The 17,221-nt window shown below is 72.3% G+C and carries 15 protein-coding genes and 1 pseudogene; 9 read left to right on the plus strand and 7 right to left on the minus strand.

Annotated elements, in window-relative coordinates:
• The first annotated feature begins 11 nt into the window (after window positions 1-11).
• Entirely contained in the window at window positions 12-1,409 is a 1,398-nt protein-coding gene (locus tag AMK31_RS05370) for an FAD-dependent oxidoreductase (RefSeq protein WP_073939208.1), read from the plus strand.
• A 143-nt stretch (window positions 1,410-1,552) separates the two neighbouring features.
• Here AMK31_RS05370 and AMK31_RS05375 read toward each other — a convergent pair whose 3' ends face one another.
• Window positions 1,553-1,813 carry a hypothetical protein gene (locus AMK31_RS05375; RefSeq protein ID WP_073939209.1) on the minus strand — a complete coding sequence of 87 codons (261 nt, stop codon included), beginning with the start codon at window positions 1,811-1,813 and terminating at the stop codon, window positions 1,553-1,555.
• A gap of 107 nt (window positions 1,814-1,920) precedes the next feature.
• Here AMK31_RS05375 and AMK31_RS05380 point away from each other — a divergent pair, with 107 nt between their 5' ends.
• Window positions 1,921-2,745 (plus strand): rhomboid family intramembrane serine protease, encoded by an 825-nt coding sequence (locus AMK31_RS05380; protein ID WP_073939210.1) that lies wholly within the window; start codon window positions 1,921-1,923, stop codon window positions 2,743-2,745.
• A gap of 1 nt (window position 2,746) precedes the next feature.
• Here AMK31_RS05380 and hemE read toward each other — a convergent pair whose 3' ends face one another.
• Window positions 2,747-3,802 (minus strand): uroporphyrinogen decarboxylase, encoded by a 1,056-nt coding sequence (hemE, locus tag AMK31_RS05385; protein WP_073939211.1) that lies wholly within the window; start codon window positions 3,800-3,802, stop codon window positions 2,747-2,749.
• A gap of 114 nt (window positions 3,803-3,916) precedes the next feature.
• Here hemE and AMK31_RS05390 point away from each other — a divergent pair, with 114 nt between their 5' ends.
• The 3 genes from AMK31_RS05390 to AMK31_RS05400 all read left to right on the plus strand — a co-directional run bounded on the left by AMK31_RS05390 (window position 3,917) and on the right by AMK31_RS05400 (window position 6,906).
• The gene (locus AMK31_RS05390) at window positions 3,917-4,591 is read left to right on the plus strand and encodes a DUF3000 domain-containing protein (protein WP_073939212.1); all 675 of its coding nucleotides are present in this window, start codon (window positions 3,917-3,919) and stop codon (window positions 4,589-4,591) included.
• Between the two features lie 232 nt (window positions 4,592-4,823).
• Window positions 4,824-5,486 carry a response regulator transcription factor gene (locus tag AMK31_RS05395; RefSeq protein ID WP_003993737.1) on the plus strand — a complete coding sequence of 221 codons (663 nt, stop codon included), beginning with the start codon at window positions 4,824-4,826 and terminating at the stop codon, window positions 5,484-5,486.
• Between the two features lie 130 nt (window positions 5,487-5,616).
• Window positions 5,617-6,906, plus strand: a complete 1,290-nt coding sequence (locus tag AMK31_RS05400) for a ribonuclease D (RefSeq protein ID WP_073939213.1) — start codon at window positions 5,617-5,619, stop codon at window positions 6,904-6,906.
• 33 nt (window positions 6,907-6,939) lie between these two features.
• Here AMK31_RS05400 and AMK31_RS05405 read toward each other — a convergent pair whose 3' ends face one another.
• Window positions 6,940-7,770 carry a carbohydrate ABC transporter permease gene (locus tag AMK31_RS05405; RefSeq protein ID WP_073939214.1) on the minus strand — a complete coding sequence of 277 codons (831 nt, stop codon included), beginning with the start codon at window positions 7,768-7,770 and terminating at the stop codon, window positions 6,940-6,942.
• A pseudogene (locus AMK31_RS05410) lies at window positions 7,767-7,919 on the minus strand (sugar ABC transporter permease); the annotation flags it as partial. The pseudogene AMK31_RS05410 and the gene AMK31_RS05405, both read right to left, overlap by 4 nt.
• Window positions 7,920-8,023: 104 nt before the next feature.
• Here AMK31_RS05410 and AMK31_RS05415 point away from each other — a divergent pair.
• The 3 genes from AMK31_RS05415 (at window position 8,024) to AMK31_RS05425 (ending at window position 12,514) form a co-directional block, all read left to right on the plus strand.
• Window positions 8,024-9,070, plus strand: coding sequence for a LacI family DNA-binding transcriptional regulator (locus tag AMK31_RS05415; RefSeq protein ID WP_073939215.1), 1,047 nt, complete (start codon window positions 8,024-8,026; stop codon window positions 9,068-9,070).
• 100 nt (window positions 9,071-9,170) lie between these two features.
• Window positions 9,171-10,388 (plus strand): thiolase family protein, encoded by a 1,218-nt coding sequence (locus tag AMK31_RS05420; protein WP_073939216.1) that lies wholly within the window; start codon window positions 9,171-9,173, stop codon window positions 10,386-10,388.
• Complete coding sequence (locus tag AMK31_RS05425) at window positions 10,385-12,514, plus strand: 3-hydroxyacyl-CoA dehydrogenase NAD-binding domain-containing protein (RefSeq protein ID WP_073939217.1); 2,130 nt, start codon at window positions 10,385-10,387, stop codon at window positions 12,512-12,514. Before AMK31_RS05420 ends, AMK31_RS05425 begins: the two co-directional genes overlap by 4 nt.
• 89 nt (window positions 12,515-12,603) lie before the next feature.
• Here AMK31_RS05425 and AMK31_RS05430 read toward each other — a convergent pair whose 3' ends face one another.
• Window positions 12,604-13,629, minus strand: a complete 1,026-nt coding sequence (locus AMK31_RS05430; protein WP_073939218.1) for a hypothetical protein — start codon at window positions 13,627-13,629, stop codon at window positions 12,604-12,606.
• A 68-nt stretch (window positions 13,630-13,697) separates the two neighbouring features.
• Here AMK31_RS05430 and AMK31_RS05435 point away from each other — a divergent pair, with 68 nt between their 5' ends.
• Window positions 13,698-14,063 (plus strand): NTP pyrophosphohydrolase, encoded by a 366-nt coding sequence (locus AMK31_RS05435; protein WP_073939219.1) that lies wholly within the window; start codon window positions 13,698-13,700, stop codon window positions 14,061-14,063.
• A 17-nt stretch (window positions 14,064-14,080) separates the two neighbouring features.
• On the opposite strand, the gene AMK31_RS05440 is transcribed toward AMK31_RS05435, so the two are convergent.
• Window positions 14,081-15,532, minus strand: a complete 1,452-nt coding sequence (locus tag AMK31_RS05440; protein WP_073939220.1) for a glycosyltransferase family 39 protein — start codon at window positions 15,530-15,532, stop codon at window positions 14,081-14,083.
• A gap of 95 nt (window positions 15,533-15,627) precedes the next feature.
• Window positions 15,628-17,187: an amino acid permease gene (locus tag AMK31_RS05445; RefSeq protein ID WP_073939221.1), complete on the minus strand. Its 1,560-nt coding sequence runs from the start codon at window positions 17,185-17,187 to the stop codon at window positions 15,628-15,630.
• Window positions 17,188-17,221: the final 34 nt, after the last annotated feature.

The raw sequence follows: 17,221 nt of genomic DNA on the forward strand, positions 1-17,221 counted from the left end.
AGCGTGTTCGCATGAGCATGAGCGGTACGAGGGGTGACCGGCGGCGTCTGGTGGTGATCGGCGGTGACGCCGCGGGGATGTCCGCGGCGTCACAGGCCCGTCGGCTCAAGGACGCCGACGAGTTGGAGATCGTGGCGTTCGAGCGGGGGAACTTCACCTCCTACTCGGCGTGCGGCATCCCCTACTGGGTGGGCGGTGACGTCGCCGAGCGCGACGAGCTGATCGCGCGGACCCCCGAGGAGCACCGGGCCCGCGGCATCGACGTGCGGCTGCGCACGGAGGTCACGGAGATCGACGTCGACGGGCGGCGGGTGCACGCGCGGGACCTGGAATCCGGCGCCGGGTCCTGGGTGTCGTACGACCGTCTCGTCATCGCCACCGGGGCGCGGCCCGTCCGCCCCGAGATGCCCGGCGCCGACGCGCCCGGTGTGCACGGGGTGCAGACCCTCGACGACGGCCAGGCCCTGCTGGACACCCTCGGCGCCACGCGTGGCCGGCGCGCGGTCGTCGTCGGCGCGGGGTACATCGGCGTGGAGATGGCGGAGGCGCTGATCAAGCGCGGCTACGAGGTGACGGTCGTCAACCGGGGCAGCGAGCCGATGTCCACCCTCGACCCCGACATGGGCCGCCTGGTGCACCGGGCCATGGAGGGCCTCGGCATCACCATGGTGAACGACGCCGAGGTGACCAAGGTGCTCACCGGGGACGACGGCCGGGTCCGCGCGGTGGCCACGCAGAACGCCGAGTACCCGGCGGACGTGGTGGTGCTGGGCATCGGCGTGCGTCCCGAGACCGGACTCGCCCGCGCGGCGGGCCTCCCCCTCGGCGACCACGGCGGGCTGCTCACCGACCTCTCGATGCGGGTGCGCGGCCACGAGGACATCTGGGCGGGCGGCGACTGCGTGGAGGTGCTGGACCTGGTCTCGGGCCGCGAGCGGCACATCGCCCTCGGCACCCACGCCAACAAGCACGGCCAGGTCATCGGCACCAACGTCGGCGGCGGCTACGCCACCTTCCCCGGCGTCGTCGGCACCGCGGTGAGCAAGGTCTGCGACCTGGAGATCGCCCGCACCGGCCTGCGCGAGAAGGACGCGCGGCGGGCGGGCCTGCGGTACGAGACGGTCATCATCGAGTCGACCAGCCGCGCGGGCTACTACCCCGGCGCCTCCCCCATGACCGTCAAGATGCTCGCCGAGCGCCGCACCGGCCGTCTGCTGGGCGTGCAGATCGTCGGCCGGGAGGGCGCGGGCAAGCGCGTCGACATCGCAGCGGTGGCGCTGACCGCTGGGCTGACGGTGGAGCAGATGACGGCGCTGGATCTCGGTTACGCGCCGCCGTTCTCGCCGGTGTGGGACCCGGTCCTCGTCGCCGCGCGGAAGGCTGCGCAGGCGGTGCGTAGGGCGCCGTAGGGGGGCGGTCGCGTCGCCGGGTGCGGGTGGGTGGGGGTTGCTCGCGCAGTTCCCCGCGCCCCTTGAAGCCGGACCAGTGCACGCCCTCAGGGGCGCGGGGAACCGCGCGAGCAACCCCCACCCACCCGCAGACCGCCGACCGCCTAAGCCGTCCCGTTCATCCTCGGCAGCGACGCCACCGACGCCGGCTGCTCCGGCTTCGCATGCGCCGCAGGCAACCGTGCCGACCGCAGCCGATGGCTCACCGCCTCGTCCAGCGTCACCGGCCGCTGGGTCTGCGCCGCCAGCCGCCCCGCCTCCTGGCCGAGGCGGGCCACGTCCTCCCAGGGCAGGCGGATGACCAGGGCGAGTTCGGCCTCGCCGTCGGGCATCGCGTGCATCGGTGGGGTCACACGGTCGCTCATCGCCTGTTCCTCACGTCGTCGTGCCACGGACCGTCCGCCGAGACATACGCAGACACGGACGGCCGTGTTCACCGGTTCGGCGAACGCTTCCCGGGCAGTAGTTCCTCGTGGTCATCCCCGTCCATGACGTGAACCCGGCGCGCCGTACGCCGTGGGTGACGTACGCGCTGATCGCCGCCAACGTGCTGGTGTTCCTGTTCACGCCCGGCCTGGCCGCGTCCGTGACCGGGGAGGGCGGCCTGGCGCAGTTGTGCCGGCTGCAGGCGTTCCTGGACCAGTACGCGGCGGTGCCGCAGGAGCTGATCCACCATCGGATGCCGCGGCTGGTCCCGACCGGCGAGACCGCGCTGGGCCCGCAGGGGCCGGGCTGTGTCGTCAGGCCGCCGGGCTACGCCAAGTGGCCCGAGCTGAGCGTGCTGAGCGCGTTGTTCCTGCACGGCGGATGGCTGCATCTGCTCGGCAACATGCTGTTCCTGCTGATCTTCGGCAACAACATCGAGGACCGCATGGGCCATGCGCGCTTCGCGCTCTTCTACGCCGTCTGCGGCTACGCGGCGACGTACGGCTTCGCGCTTCTCAACGACGGCTCCGCCGATCCCCTGATCGGCGCCTCCGGGGCGATCGCCGGGGTGCTCGGCGCTTATCTGGTGCTGTATCCGAGGGCCCGGGTGTGGGTCCTCGTACCGTTCCTGATCTTCCTGCCGCTGCGGCTGCCCGCCTGGCTGGTGCTGGGGTTCTGGTTCGGGCTCCAGGCGGTGTACTCCTCCGGCGAGGGCGTCTCCGACGCCGGTACCGTGGCGTACGCGGCGCACATCGTCGGCTTCCTCGCCGGAATGCTGCTCGCCTGGCCGCTCAGACCGGGTACTCCCCCGCCGCCGGAGCCGCGCGGCCTGCTCTTCGGCAGGCAGGCACGGCCCCGGCACACCTGGTGAGTCAGCGGGCGGTGCTGGTGTGGACGTAGTCCACGAGCCGGGTCAGCGCGTCCGGGTCGGTGGACGGCATCACGCCGTGGCCGAGGTTGAAGACGTGGCCTTCCAGGCCGGCCGCCGACTCCAGGACCTCGCGGGTCTTGGCCTCGACCGCCGACTGCGGGGCGAACAGGACCGTGGGGTCGAGGTTGCCCTGGAGCGCCTTGCCGGGGCCGACGCGGCGGGCGGCCTCGTCCAGCGGGACGCGCCAGTCGACGCCGACGACGTCCGCGCCGGCCTCGCCCATGAGCCCCAGCAGTTCGCCGGTGCCGACGCCGAAGTGGATGCGCGGGACGCCGTAGCCGGCGACGGCCCGGAAGACCTTCGCCGAGGCGGGCAGGACGGAGCGCCGGTAGTCGACGGGGGCGAGGGCACCGGCCCAGGAGTCGAACAGCTGGACCGCGCTCGCGCCCGCCTCGATCTGCACCTTCAGGAACGCGGAGGTGATGTCCGCGAGGCGGTCGAGGAGGTCGGCCCACAGCTCGGGGTCGCCGTACATCATCGCCTTGGCGTTCTCGTACGTGCGCGACGGGCCGCCCTCGACGAGGTAGCTCGCGAGGGTGAACGGGGCGCCGGCGAAGCCGATGAGCGGGGTGCCGCCCAGCTCGCGGACGAGCAGGCCGATCGCCTCGGTGACGTAGGAGACGTCCTCGGGGGTGAGGTCGCGCAGCTGGGCGAGGTCCGCGCGGGAGCGGATCGGGCGCTCGACGACCGGGCCGACGCCCGGCTTGATGTCGAGGTCGATGCCGATGGCCTTGAGCGGGACGACGATGTCGCTGAAGTAGATCGCCGCGTCCACTCCGTGCCGGCGCACGGGCTGGAGGGTGATCTCGGTGACCAGCTCGGGCCGCATGCAGGACTCCAGCATGGGGACGCCCTCGCGGACCTTGCGGTACTCGGGCAGCGAGCGCCCGGCCTGCCGCATGAACCACACGGGCGTGTGCGGCACGGGTTCGCGCCTGCACGCCTTGAGGAAGGCGGAGTCGTACGTCGCGGAAGGCTGCGTCTGGTTGGCACTCACGGGGCAAGTTTCGCACGGCGCGGTGACGGCCCCGGCCGGGCCCCGTGCAGGCCGGTGCGCCCGGCGGGGTGTCTCTCCCTGCGCCGGGCGCCCGTTCCGCTTAATCTTCCCCGCATGGCTGCGGCTCAGGGACGACTGTCGGACGGCGCTGGCGGAATGGACGATCCGAAGGAGAGCGATCTGCATACGGGCGAGGGCGAGGCGGCGCCGCCGGTCTTCCGGACCGCCGTCGACGCGCTGCGGTCGGCGCGGCTGCGTCCGCAGGTCGAGGTCGAGCCTACCCGGGCCCCGCAGCGGCTCGCGCCGTACGCGTACGCCCTGGAGGCGGCGGTCGTCGACGGCGAGCAGGATCTGGCCGACGGCCGGCTGGTGCTGCTGCACGACCCGGCCGGGCACGACGCCTGGCAGGGCACCTTCCGGCTGGTGACGCTGGTGCGCGCGGAGCTGGAGCCGGAGATGGCGGCCGATCCGCTGCTGCCGGAGGTGTGCTGGTCGTGGCTGACGGGGGCGTTGCAGGCGCGCGGGCTGGGGTACGGCGAGCCGAGCGGCACCGTCACCCGGGCGAGCTCGCACTACTTCGGCGGGCTGGCCTCGCGCCCGGCCGCCTCGCAGATCGAGATCCGCGCCTCCTGGACGCCCCGCGAGGGCCTGGGCGGGGTGCCGGACACGGCGGCGCACCTGGCGTCCTGGTGCGACCTGCTGGCGCAGGTGGCGGGGCTGCCGCCGGCCGGTCCGGGCGACGCGTCGGTGGTGACGCTGCCGCAGCGGCGGGGGCCGCAGTCCCGCTGAGTCGGCGGTCGCGCAGGAGCGACACTCCGGCTTTGCCGTCGTTTTGTCGATACGGCCACTTTCAGTCAGGACCAGTCGCTCGAACGAACCGATTCGCTCACCGAACGATCGACCGCGTGTCCGAATTGCACCGATTGCTACTCACTAGATCGTGATCATTCTCTAAAGGCCGCCGGGTTTGCTGCCGAAGAGGTCTTTGACCTTCAAAGCCGTCCCGCACCCAGGAGGCCTGGTGTCCGTTCTCCTCGAGCAGCCCGCAAGCCTGGTCGCCTACCGCCCGAACAAGCCCACCGCCATGGTCGTCGTCGCCGATCCTCGCGTCCGCTCCACCGTCACCCGCCATCTGTGGGCGCTCGGTGTGCGCGATGTCATCGAGGCGTCGTCCATCGCCGAGGCTCGTCCCCGCATCGGCAACCCCCGAGACATCTGCGTCGCCGACGTCCATCTGCCCGACGGCTCCGGCCTGACCCTCCTGTCGGAGACGCGCGCCGCGGGCTGGCCCAACGGGCTCGCCCTGTCCGCCGCCGACGACATCGGAGCCGTGCGCAACGCCCTCGCGGGCGGCGTCAAGGGCTACGTCGTCACCGGCACCCGCACCAACGTCGGGCTCCCCACCCGGCCCGGTGCCGCCCCGATCGGCGCGGCCGCCGCCCGCCTCCACCGCCGCCCCCCGGGTGCTCCGAGCCACCCGGGCGGCTACCGCGAGCTGTCAGGACGCGAGGTGGAGGTGCTGCGGCTGGTCGCCGAGGGGCAGTCCAACAAGGCCATCGGCGTCTCGATGGGCCTGTCCGCACTGACCGTCAAGAGCCACCTCGCCCGAATCGCCCGCAAGCTCGGCACCGGCGACCGCGCCGGCATGGTCGCCGTGGCCCTGCGGACCGGCATCATCCACTGAATCCCTGAACCCCGGCCCACGACTCGTGAACACCGGTGTTTCCCCGAGCTGACCGGTTTACGACCCTCGAGCGCCCGTCGACGGAACGTTACGTCGACGGGCGCCGGGCATCCACGGATACCCTTGACAGGTGACCGACGCCCACAACACCGCAGCAGACAGCTCACTGCGAACCACCGGAGGCGCCCCTCCGGACGACGGCGGATCTTCTGCTACGGAGGCGCCGATCCCCTTGCTGGAACCCCGCGAGGGCATTCCGCCCGTGATCGCGGACGAGGCCGGCCTCGCCGAGGTGATCGCCGCCTTCGCCGCCGGCTCCGGCCCCGTCGCCGTCGACGCCGAACGCGCCTCCGGCTACCGCTACGGCCAGCGCGCCTACCTGGTGCAGCTGCGCCGCGCGGGCGCCGGCACCGCGCTGATCGACCCCGTCTCCTGCCCCGACCTGTCCGGCCTCGGCGAGGCGCTGTCCGGCGTGGAGTGGGTACTGCACGCCGCCACCCAGGACCTGCCCTGCCTGCGTGAAATAGGCATGGTGCCGACCCGGCTGTTCGACACCGAGCTGGCCGGCCGGCTCGCCGGGTTCCCGAGGGTCGGCCTCGGCGCCATGGTCGAGAACGTCCTCGGCTTCGTCCTGGAGAAGGGCCACTCCGCCGTCGACTGGTCCACCCGCCCGCTGCCCGAGCCCTGGCTGCGGTACGCCGCCCTGGACGTGGAGCTGCTGGTCGACCTGCGCGACGCGCTGGAGAAGGAACTGGACCGGCAGGGCAAGCTCGAGTGGGCCCGGCAGGAGTTCGACGCGATCGCCTCCGCGCCGCCGCCCGAGCCCCGCAAGGACCCCTGGCGGCGCACCTCCGGCATGCACAAGGTGCGGCGCCGGCGGCAGCTCGCCGTCGTGCGCGAGCTGTGGCAGGCCCGCGACCGGATCGCCCAGCGGCGCGACGTCTCGCCGGGCAAGGTGCTGTCGGACGCGGCCATCGTCGAGGCCGCGCTCGCGCTGCCGGGCAACACGCACGCCCTGTCCGCGCTGAACGGGTTCGGGCACCGGATGGGGCGGCGCCAGCTGGAGCAGTGGCAGGCCGCGGTGGACCGGGCGAAGGCGCTGTCCGAGTCCCAGCTGCCGCAGCCGGGGCAGCCGGTGGCCGGGCCGCCGCCGCCCCGGGCGTGGGCGGACAAGGATCCGGCGGCCGCGGCCCGGCTGTCCGCCGCCCGCGCGAAGGTCACCGCGCTGGCCGAGGAGCTCAATCTGCCTCAGGAGAACCTGATCGCGCCGGACACGGTGCGGCGGGTCTGCTGGGAGCCGCCGAAGGGCGCCGACGCCGAGGGCGTGTCCCGGGCCCTGGTGGGGTACGGGGCCCGGCCGTGGCAGGTGGAACTGGTCACGCCGGTGCTGGTCGAGGCGTTGTCCGCCAAGGCTCCGTAGGGGCCGTGGGGGCCATGGGCGCCGTACGGCGTCTCACCTGGTCGCCCCCTTCATGAAGCCGTTGTAGATGAACCTCTGCAGGAGCAGGAAGACGATCAGGGTCGGGAGGATCACCAGGACCGCCCCGGCCGAGATCGTCTCCCAGTGCGCGCCGAACGGGCCGCGGAAGCGGAACAGGGACGTCGAGATCACGCCAAGGTCTTCGGACGGCATGTAGAGGAAGGGGATGTAGAAGTCGTTGTAGACGGTGATCCCCTTGACGATGACGACGGTGGCGACCGCCGGCTTCAGCAGCGGGAAGATGATCTTTCGGTAGACGGTGAAGGCGTTGGCGCCGTCGAGGCGGGCCGACTCGTCCAGGGAGACCGGGATGGACCGGACGAACTGCAGGAAGATGTAGATCGAGACGATGTCCGTGCCCATGTAGAGGGCGATCGGCGCCCAGCGGGTGTCGAACATCCCGAAGCTGTTGACGATCTGGAAGGTCGCGACCTGGGTGGTGACCCCGGGGACCAGCGCGGCCACCAGGAAGCCCGCCAGGACCAGCTTCCGTAACCGGAAGCGGAAGCGGTCGATCGCGTACGCCGTCATCGAGCCGATCAGCACCGTCCCGCCGATGGCGAAGACCAGGATGAAGGCCGTGTTGCCGAACGCGGAGAGCATCCGGCCGTCCCGGAACGCCGTCACGTAGTTGGCGAAGTTGAACAGGTTGTCGGGCAGGGTCAGCGCCCCGCTGTCGTCCGCCATCTCCTCCTCGGTCTTGAGGGAGGTCAGCAGGACGACGGTCAGCGGCAGCAGGACGACGAGGGTCGCGCCGATCAGCGACAGGTACACCAGGGCGCGGGCCACCACGCGGCGGGTCATACGAGGTCCACCCTCTCGTCGGGGACGAGGCGGCGCTGCACCCAGGTCACCGGCAGGATGATCAGCAGCAGCACGACGGCCGCCGCGGAGGCGAGCCCCGTCTTGTTGAACTGGAAGGCCAGCTTCACGGTCTGGATCACGAAGGTCTGGTGACGCTGCTGCCCGGGGAGCGGGTGACCATCGGTGTCGAGAGCTGGGAGAATGCCGACGCGGCCGCCGCCCGGGCCGCCCTGTACTGCATGGAGCCCACGCGATGACCGCCTCCCGCGTCACCATCAAGGACGTCGCCGCGCGCGCCGGCGTCTCCAAGGGAGCCGTCTCCCTCGCCTTCAACCACAAGCCGGGGCTCTCGGAGGCGACCCGGGACCGGATCTTCCGGGCCGCCCGGGAGCTGGGCTGGGCGCCGAACCTGACCGCGCGGTCGCTGGCGGGCTCGCGGGTGGACGTGGTGGGGCTGGCGATCTGCCGGCCCGCCCGGATGCTCGGCCTGGAGCCGTTCTACATGGAGTTCGTCTCGGGCGTGGAGAGCGTGCTGACCGAGCACTCCTGCTCGCTGCTGCTGCGGCTGGTGAAGACGCCGGACGAGGAGGCCGGGCTGCTGGAGTCCTGGTGGAAGGCGCGGCAGATCGGCGGCTCGATCCTGGTCGACTTCCGCGCGGACGACCCCCGGGTGCGGGTCGCCGAACGGCTCGGGCTGCCGGTGGTCGCGGTCGGCCATCCCTCGCTGACCGGTTCGCTGACATCGGTGTGGACCGACGACACCAGCGCGGTCGGCGAAGCGGTGCGCTATCTGGCCGCGCTCGGGCACCGGCGGATCGCCCGGGTCGGCGGGGCGGCGGCGCTCGGGCACACGGCGCTGCGCACGGCCGCGTTCGACGAGGCGACGCGGCAGCTGGCGCTGGCCGGGGCCTGGCAGGTGGCCACGGACTTCTCGGGCGAGGCGGGTGCCAGGGCCACGCGGTCCCTGCTGACGGCGTCCCCGCCGGACCGGCCCACGGCGATCGTGTACGACAACGACATCATGGCGGTCGCGGGGCTGTCGGTGGCGGCGGAGATGGGGCTGCGGGTGCCGGAGGACGTGTCGCTGCTGGCGTGGGACGACTCGCAGCTGTGCCGGCTGACGCATCCGACGCTGTCCGCGATGAGCCATGACGTGCACGGGTTCGGGGCGGAGGTGGCGCGCACCTTGTTCGGGGTGATCACCGGGGAGGGGCCGGGCTCGCATCCGGTGCCGACGCCGGTGCTGACGCCGCGTGGGTCCACGGCGCCGCCGTCCCGGCAGCACCCCGCCTCGATGTGACCTTCGCCGCTCGACCTACCAGGACTGGGCAGCTACGTTACTCATAAGTAGCATGGTCTGAGCAAGCGCTCAGCGTCCCGCACCCTGGAGGAGAGCCATCGTGCCTCGTACCGTCAGGGACGTCGTCTTCGTCGACGGCGTCCGCACCCCGTTCGGCAAGGCGGGCCCGAAGGGCATCTACCACGAGACCCGCGCTGACGACCTCGTCGTCAAGGCGATCCGGGAGCTGCTGCGCCGCAACCCCGGCCTGGACCCCAAGAAGATCGACGAGGTCGCCATCGCCGCGACCACGCAGATCGGCGACCAGGGCCTGACCATCGGCCGTACGGCCGGCATCCTCGCGGGCCTGCCGCAGTCGGTTCCGGGCTACTCCATCGACCGGATGTGCGCGGGCGCGCTGACCGCCGTCACCACGGTCGCCGGCTCCGTCGCCTTCGGCGCGTACGACATCGCCGTCGCGGGCGGTGTCGAGCACATGGGCCGTCACCCGATGGGCGAGGGCGTCGACCCGAACCCGCGGTTCGTGAGCGAGAAGCTGGTCGACGAGTCCGCCCTGTTCATGGGCATGACGGCGGAGAACCTGCACGACCGCTACCCGCAGATCACCAAGCTGCGCGCCGACGAGTACGCGGTGCGCTCGCAGGAGAAGGCCGCCAAGGCGTACGCCAATGGCAAGATCCAGGCCGACCTGGTGCCGATCTCGGTGCGCCGCACCAACCCGGAGGGCGGTGAGACCGGCTGGGGCCTGGTCACCGCCGACGAGCCGATGCGCCCGGGCACCACGCTGGAGAGCCTCTCCGGTCTGAAGACCCCGTTCCGCGTCCACGGCCGGGTCACCGCCGGTAACGCGGCGGGTCTGAACGACGGCGCCACCGCCTCCCTCATCGCCTCCGAGGACTTCGCGCGCGAGAACGGCCTGCCCGTCAAGATGCGCCTGGTCTCCTACGCCTTCGCGGGCGTGGAGCCGGAGGTCATGGGCTACGGCCCGATCCCGGCCACGGAGAAGGCGCTCGCGCAGGCGGGTCTGTCCATCTCCGACATCGGCCTGTTCGAGATCAACGAGGCCTTCGCCGTCCAGGTCCTGGCCTTCCTGGACCACTACGGCATCGCCGACGACGACGAGCGCGTCAACCAGTACGGCGGCGCCATCGCCTTCGGCCACCCGCTGGCCTCCTCCGGCGTCCGTCTGATGACGCAGCTGGCCCGCCAGTTCGAGGAGCAGCCGCACGTCCGCTACGGCCTGACCACCATGTGCGTGGGCTTCGGCATGGGCGCGACGGTCATCTGGGAGAACCCGCACTTCGAGGGGGACAAGTGAGCACCACCGCTGAGCTGCTGAAGGGTGCGGCCGAGCTGTTCCCGGACGAGGTCGTCACGTCGGCGCACGTACGCCACTTCGACCTTCCGTTCGGGGCGGGCCGGTTCGCCCTGATCACCCTCGACAACGGGCACGACCACACCAAGCCGACCACCTTCGGCCCCCAGTCGCTGGCGAACCTGAACACCGCCATCGACCAGGTCGAGAAGGAGGCCCGGGACGGCGAGATCGTCGGCGTCGGCATCACCGGCAAGCCGTTCATCTTCGCCGTCGGCGCCGACCTCAAGGGCGTCGAGCTGCTGAAGGAGTGGGACCACGCCTACGCCATCGGCAAGGGCGGCCACGACGTCTTCAAGCGCCTGTCCGGCCTCGCCGTGCCGACCTTCGCCTACTACAACGGCGCCGCCATGGGCGGCGGCGTCGAGGTCGGCCTGCACTGCACCTACCGCACGGTGTCCAAGGCCGTCCCGGCGTTCTCCCTCCCCGAGGTCTTCCTCGGTCTGGTCCCCGGCTGGGGCGGCTGCACGATCCTGCCGAACCTGATCGGCGCCGACAAGGCCGTCTCGGTGATCATCGAGAACAGCCTCAACCAGAACAAGCAGCTCAAGGGCCGGCAGGTCTTCGAACTCGGCATCGCGGACGCGCTGTTCGAGGGTGCCGACTTCCTGGAGCAGTCGCTGCTGTGGACCGCGCAGGTCCTCAAGGGCGACATCGAGGTCGAGCGCCCGGTGATCGACCGCGGCGAGGCCTGGGACCAGGCCGTCGCCAAGGGCCGCTTCATCGCCGACGGCAAGGTGCACGGCGCCGCCCCGGCCGCCTACCGCGCCCTCGACATCATCGCCGCCGCCAAGAACGGCGACCTCCAGCAGGGCTACGACGCCGAGGACAAGGCGCTCGCCGACCTGATCATGGGCGGTGAACTGCGTTCCGGCATCTACGCCTTCAACCTGGTGCAGAAGCGCGGCAAGCGCCCCGCCGGCGCCCCGGACAAGAGCCTGGCGCGCCCGGTGACGAAGGTGGGCGTCGTGGGCGCGGGCCTGATGGCCTCGCAGCTCGCGCTGCTCTTCCTGCGCCGCCTGGAGGTCCCGGTCGTCCTCACGGACATCGACCAGGAGCGCGTCGACAAGGGTGTGGGCTACGTCCACGCCGAGATCGACAAGCTGCTCGGCAAGGGCCGGATCAACCAGGACAAGGCCAACCGCCTCAAGGCGCTGGTGACCGGTGTCCTGGACAAGGCCGAGGGCTTCGCGGACGCGGACTTCATCATCGAGGCCGTGTTCGAGGAGATGGGCGTCAAGCAGCAGGTGTTCGCGGAGGTCGAGGCGGTCGCCCCGGCACACGCGATCCTCGCCACCAACACCTCCTCGCTGTCGGTCTCGGAGATGGCGTCGAAGCTGAAGCACCCGGAGCGGGTCGTCGGCTTCCACTTCTTCAACCCGGTCGCGATCCTGCCGCTGCTGGAGATCGTCCGCGGCGAGAAGACGGACGACGCCTCCCTGGCGACCGCCTTCGGCGTGGCCAAGAAGCTGAAGAAGACCGCGGTGCTGGTGAAGGACGCCCCGGCGTTCGTCGTCAACCGCATCCTGACCCGCTTCATGGGCGAGATCCAGAACGTCATCGACGAGGGCACCCCGGTCGAGGTCGCGGAGAAGGCGGTCGAGCCGCTGGGCCTGCCGATGTCGCCGCTGGTGCTGCTTGAGCTGGTCGGCCCGGCGATCGGTCTGCACGTCTCGGAGACGCTCAACAGGGCGTTCCCGGACCGCTTCACGGTCTCCCCGAACCTCAAGGCGGTCGTCGAGGCGGGCAAGCGCGGCTTCTACGTCTACGACAGCGGCAAGCCCGAGCTGGACCCGGAGGTCGCCGCCCTCCTCAAGCAGGGCGACGTCGTCCTGACCGAGGAGCAGGTCCGCGCCCGCGTGCTGGACGCCGTCGCCCAGGAGATCGGGCTCATGCTCGACGAGGGCGTCGTCGCCGAGGCGCAGGACATCGACCTGTGCCTGATCACCGGCGCCGGCTGGCCCTTCCACCTGGGCGGCATCACGCCGTACCTTGACCGTGAGGGCGTCGCCGAGCGGGTGAACGGGAAGCGGTTCCTGGCGCAGGGCGTGGCGAGCGTCCCGGCGTAACCCCTTCGCGTGAAGCAGGTGCCCCGCACACGTCAGGTGTGCGGGGCACCTTCGTCCCAGGGGCCGTCAAAAAGCCGTCGCAGGGCCTGTCAGACGGTCTGCCAGGCCGCCAACGCCAGTCCGGGCTCGTCCTTCTGACGGGCCACCCGCAGTTCGCCGTCGGGCGTCACCGTCGCGGCCACGACCCGGCCCCCGGCGTCCTCCGCGAGCGCCACCCGCGTCCCGGCGGGCAGTTGCGGCCCGGACTCCGTCCACCACAGGCCCGCCGACTCCCGCTCGGTGGGGTAGGCGGCGAAGGCGACCCGGCCGGAGGCGGAGCGCTGGGCGAGCACCGTGCAGTCGTGGCCGTCGAGGACGCAGCGCAGCAGGGACAGCGGGCCGGGCCCGGCCGCGGCGAGCAGCGGCACCGGGTCGGTGTCCGGCCGCCAGGCGTGGATCATGCCCTCCCGGTCCGCGAAGAACACGGTGGTGCGCTCCTTGGACGTGGGCAGGGCGGCCAGCGTGCCCGGTTCGACCGGCACCGGCAGCGGATCGGCCGTCACCGGGCGTCCGCCGGGCTCCTCCTGGAGCCAGCGCAGGATGCCGGCCGGGCTCACGCCGTAGAGCTCGACCAGGCCCGACTCCCCGGTGACGGCGACGAGTTCCTCGTGCACCTTCGATCCCTTGAGGTCGTGCCAGGCGTTCCAGCCGCCGCGCACCTTCTGGTTGACGGTGTGCACACCCTTGCCGCGGTTGCCGACGAAGACGTACGCCCGTCCCTCGGCGTCCACGGCCACGGCGGGCCGGCCGGTCCGCGCCCAGTTCTTGTTGGGGTGGCCGATCGGGATCCAGTCGAGGGCGGCGAGGTGCCCGCGGAAGTGGGTGGAGTGCACCAGGCCCGCCTCGTCGCCGGTGGTGGGCCGCCAGGCCACGAGGTGGGCGTAGCCGTCGGCGCCCTGACCGACGGCGAGGACGGTGTGCAGGCGCTGGTCGCCGCCCATCTTCCGCCAGGGCAGCCAGGCGCCGCCCGGGTGGCGCTCGGCCCGGCACCAGACGGCCTCGTCACGGGTGGTGTAGACGCCGAGCCGGCCGTCGCGGCCGCGTATGAGCCAGTCGCCGTTCACTGTACGGACCATTGACACGGCCCCACTCTAATCGGGCGGCGGGCGCGGCCCGCCGGGTGGGCCCGTGCGACCCTGGGGGCATGAGTACCCCGCTGCTGGTCATCGTCGACGCCGCGAACGTGGTCGGGTCGGTGCCCGACGGCTGGTGGCGGGACCGGCGCGGGGCGGCGGAGCGGCTGCGGGACCGGCTGGCGGCGGACGGGCTGCCGGGGCGTGCGGAGCCCACCGAGATCGTGCTGGTGGTGGAGGGCGCGGCCCGCGGTGTGGACTCGGTGCCCGGCGTGCGGGTCGAGGCGGCGCCCGGCAGCGGGGACGACCACATGGTCGAACTCGTCGCCGCGGCCGGCGAGCGGCCCTGCCTGGTGGTCACGGCCGACCGGGAACTGCGCCGCCGGGTGACGGACCTGGGCGCGGAGGTGGCGGGGCCGCGTACGGTGCGCAGCTGACGCCGGGGCGGCCGGGCTCAGGGGATCCGCGCGTACAGCACCGCCCCGTCCACCCTGCCCACCACCTCGTAGCGGTCCGCGAGCAGCCGCCGCAGGGTCGGCAGTCGTGCCGGTGCGTACGGCTTGCCCCGGGAGTCGTCGACGATCAGGGCCGGGGCGTCGGCGGCCAGCTCCCGGCGGAACACCGGCCAGGCCCCGTCGACGGCGTGCTGCTCGCCGACCCGGGCGCCGTCGCGTCCGCCGCTGTAGTTGGTGAGCAGTCCCGCGGTGAGATAGCGGCTGGCGGGGGCGCGGCCGGCGAGCCAGTACGTCTCCGGGTGCATGCCCCAGATCAGCACGCGGTCGCCGGGTCCGGTACGGCGGGCGGTGGCCTCGGCGACCCGCTGGGCGTGGGCGAGTTCGGGGCGCGGCGCGGTCAGGCCCCAGGCGAGGAAGACCGCGCAGGCGCAGCCGGAGGCGAGGACGGCCCGCGCCAGGCGTTCGCGGGGCGCGTGTCGCAGGGCCGCCGCCGCCAGCAGGGCGAGGGGCGGTACGAGTTGCAGGTAGTAGTGGCCGAAGAAGTGGAAGCCGGTCAGCACCGCCCCGGCGGAGGCGGCGAGCCACAGCCACAGGTCGCCGGCTCCGGTACGGTCGCGCCGCAGTATCCGCGCGACCGCGGGGAGCACTCCCGCGCAGGCCGCCGCGAGGATCGCCGCGTTGCCCAGGCCGCGGGTCAGGGCGTGCAGTGCGGAGCCGGTGAAGGCGGCGTAGGCCGTGGAGCCGGTGACCGTCCACAACAGGAACCCGGCCGGGTCGGTGAGCAGGGCGGCCGCCACGACGGGCAGGGCCGCCCCGGTGGCCAGCCGGACCAGGCCGGGGCGGGCGGCGCCCGAGGTGACGCACAGCCACAGCACGGGCAGCAGCACGGCCGCCCCGGTCTGCTTGGCGAGGAAGGCGCAGGCGACGGCCGCGCCCGCCGCGCCCCAGCGGCGCCGGTCGGCGCACCACATCGCGGCGGCGGTTCCCGGCAGTATGAACAGCTCGAACCCGGCGGCCTGCGCGTCCTCGGGGTTGAGCCCCACGGAGAGCAGCAGATGGAGCACGCCGGCGGTGCGGCCCGCGCGGTCGCCCCAGCGGCGGCGGGCCAGCGAGGCGAGCAGGGCGGCGGTGAGCAGCTGGGCGAGGATCGCGAGCACCCGGACGGTGGTGAGCGAGCCGGAGCCGGTCAGCGCGAAGGCCGCCTCGTACAGCCAGGGCACCAGGGGCGGCTTGCGGTCGACGACCGTCTCGTAGAGCTGTCCGCCGTCCGCCAGTATCCGCGCCTGTACGGCGAGGTAGCCCTCGTCGGGGTTCCACAGCGGCCGGGCGAAGGAGGGCAGGCGGGTGACGCAGGCGAGCAGGGCCAGCGCGGGCAGCAGCCTCCGCCAGTAGCCGCGGTCCGCACGGGACCCGGTGACGGTACGTGTCGGGGCGAGGGGCTGGGCGCGCATGGGGCGAACGCTATCCGGCCCCGCATCTCCCATCGAAGCGGGACATACGGGGCCGGGTGTGGGCGGGGCGGTGACGCGCCGTGGGCAGCGGTCGGCTACTGGTCGGGGTGGGAGCGGCCGTGGTGGGGGTGCGGGCGGTCGTGGTGAGGGTGGCCCTCGACGACGTCCTCGACCGTGGTCTCCTCGTGCGTGCCGAGGCGGCTGTGGGAGCGGCCGTACAGGAAGTAGACGACGAACCCGATCACCATCCAGATCGCGAACCGCACCCAGGTCTCGGCGGACAGGTTGAGCATCAGCCACAGCGACGCCGCCGCCGACAGGATCGGGACGACCGGCACCCACGGGGTGCGGAAGGCGCGGTGCAGGTCGGGGCGGGTGCGGCGGAGGACGATCACGCCGATCGCCACCACCACGAAGGCGAACAGGGTGCCGATGTTCACCAGCTCGGCGAGTTCGTTCAGCGGGGTGAAGCCGGCGAGGACCGCGATGAGGACGCCGAGCAGGATGGTGGGTCGGTGCGGGGTCTTGAAGCGGGGGTGGACGCGGGAGAAGAACCGGGGCAGCAGCCCGTCGCGGCTCATCGCGAAGAACACCCGGGTCTGGCCGAGCAGCAGGATCATGCAGACGGTGGTGAGGCCGACGGCGGCGCCGAAGCTGATGAAGCCCGCGTACCAGGGGTGCCCGGTGGCCTTGAAGGCGTCGGCGAGCGGGGCGCTCTCGGAGAGCCTGCTGTAGTGCTGCATACCGGTGACGACGATCGACACGAGGACGTACAGGGTGGTGCAGATCAGCAGCGAGCCGAGGATGCCGCGCGGCATGTCGCGCTGCGGGTTGCGGGTCTCCTCGGCGGCGGTGGCCACCACGTCGAAGCCGATGAAGGCGAAGAAGACGACGGAGGCGGCGGTGAAGATGCCCATCACGCCGAAGTTGGAGGGGGCCCATCCGAACATCAGCTGGATCAGCGGGGCCTGGAGGCTGTCCCCGGCCGGCACTTCCTGCGCCTTCGGGATGAACGGCTTGTAGTTGGCGCCGTTGATCAGGAAGGCGCCCGCGATGATCACGACGAGCACGACGGTCACCTTGATGGCGACGACGACCTGGGTGACCCGCGCGGACAGCTTCGTGCCGATCACCAGGATCACGGTGAGCAGCAGGACCAGCGCGGCGGCGAGGATGTCGAAGCCGAAGCCCTCGGCTCCCTGCCGGGTGCCGAGCGCCGCAGGCATGTGCCAGCCCGCGTTGTCCATCAGTGACTGGACGTAGCCCGACCAGCCGACGGCCACCACCGCCGTGCCGAGCGCGAACTCCAGGACCAGGTCCCAGCCGATGATCCAGGCGGGCAGTTCACCGATCGAGGCGTAGGAGAACGTGTAGGCCGATCCGGCGACGGGGACCGTGGAGGCGAACTCGGCGTAGCAGAGCGCGGCGAGCGCGCACACGACGCCGGCCGCGACGAACGCCAGGGCCACGGAGGGGCCCGCGTAGTTCCTGGCGACCGTGCCGGTCAGGACGAAGATGCCGGTGCCGATGATGACGCCGACTCCGAAGACCGTGAGGTCAAGGGCCGAGAGTGACTTCTTGAGCGCGTGCTCCGGCTCCTCGGTATCGAGGATGGACTGCTCGACCTTCTTCGTCCGGAAGAGGGTGCTGCTCATCGGGCGTACCTCCCACGCTTGTCGTCCTCGACAT

Source organism: Streptomyces sp. TSRI0107 (assembly GCF_001905845.1).
Lineage (GTDB): Bacteria > Actinomycetota > Actinomycetes > Streptomycetales > Streptomycetaceae > Streptomyces.

Excerpts from the sequence above, each read along its gene's own strand:
- AMK31_RS05370 (WP_073939208.1), top strand. The coding sequence starts at position 12 with ATGAGCATGAGCGGTACGAGGGGTGACCGGCGGCGTCTGGTGGTGATC.
- AMK31_RS05375 (WP_073939209.1), bottom strand. The coding sequence starts at position 1,813 with ATGAGCGACCGTGTGACCCCACCGATGCACGCGATGCCCGACGGCGAG.
- AMK31_RS05390 (WP_073939212.1), top strand. The coding sequence starts at position 3,917 with ATGGCTGCGGCTCAGGGACGACTGTCGGACGGCGCTGGCGGAATGGAC.
- AMK31_RS05405 (WP_073939214.1), bottom strand. The coding sequence starts at position 7,770 with ATGACCCGCCGCGTGGTGGCCCGCGCCCTGGTGTACCTGTCGCTGATC.
- AMK31_RS05415 (WP_073939215.1), top strand. The coding sequence starts at position 8,024 with ATGACCGCCTCCCGCGTCACCATCAAGGACGTCGCCGCGCGCGCCGGC.
- AMK31_RS05430 (WP_073939218.1), bottom strand. The coding sequence starts at position 13,629 with ATGGTCCGTACAGTGAACGGCGACTGGCTCATACGCGGCCGCGACGGC.
- AMK31_RS05435 (WP_073939219.1), top strand. The coding sequence starts at position 13,698 with ATGAGTACCCCGCTGCTGGTCATCGTCGACGCCGCGAACGTGGTCGGG.
- AMK31_RS05440 (WP_073939220.1), bottom strand. The coding sequence starts at position 15,532 with ATGCGCGCCCAGCCCCTCGCCCCGACACGTACCGTCACCGGGTCCCGT.
- AMK31_RS05445 (WP_073939221.1), bottom strand. The coding sequence starts at position 17,187 with ATGAGCAGCACCCTCTTCCGGACGAAGAAGGTCGAGCAGTCCATCCTC.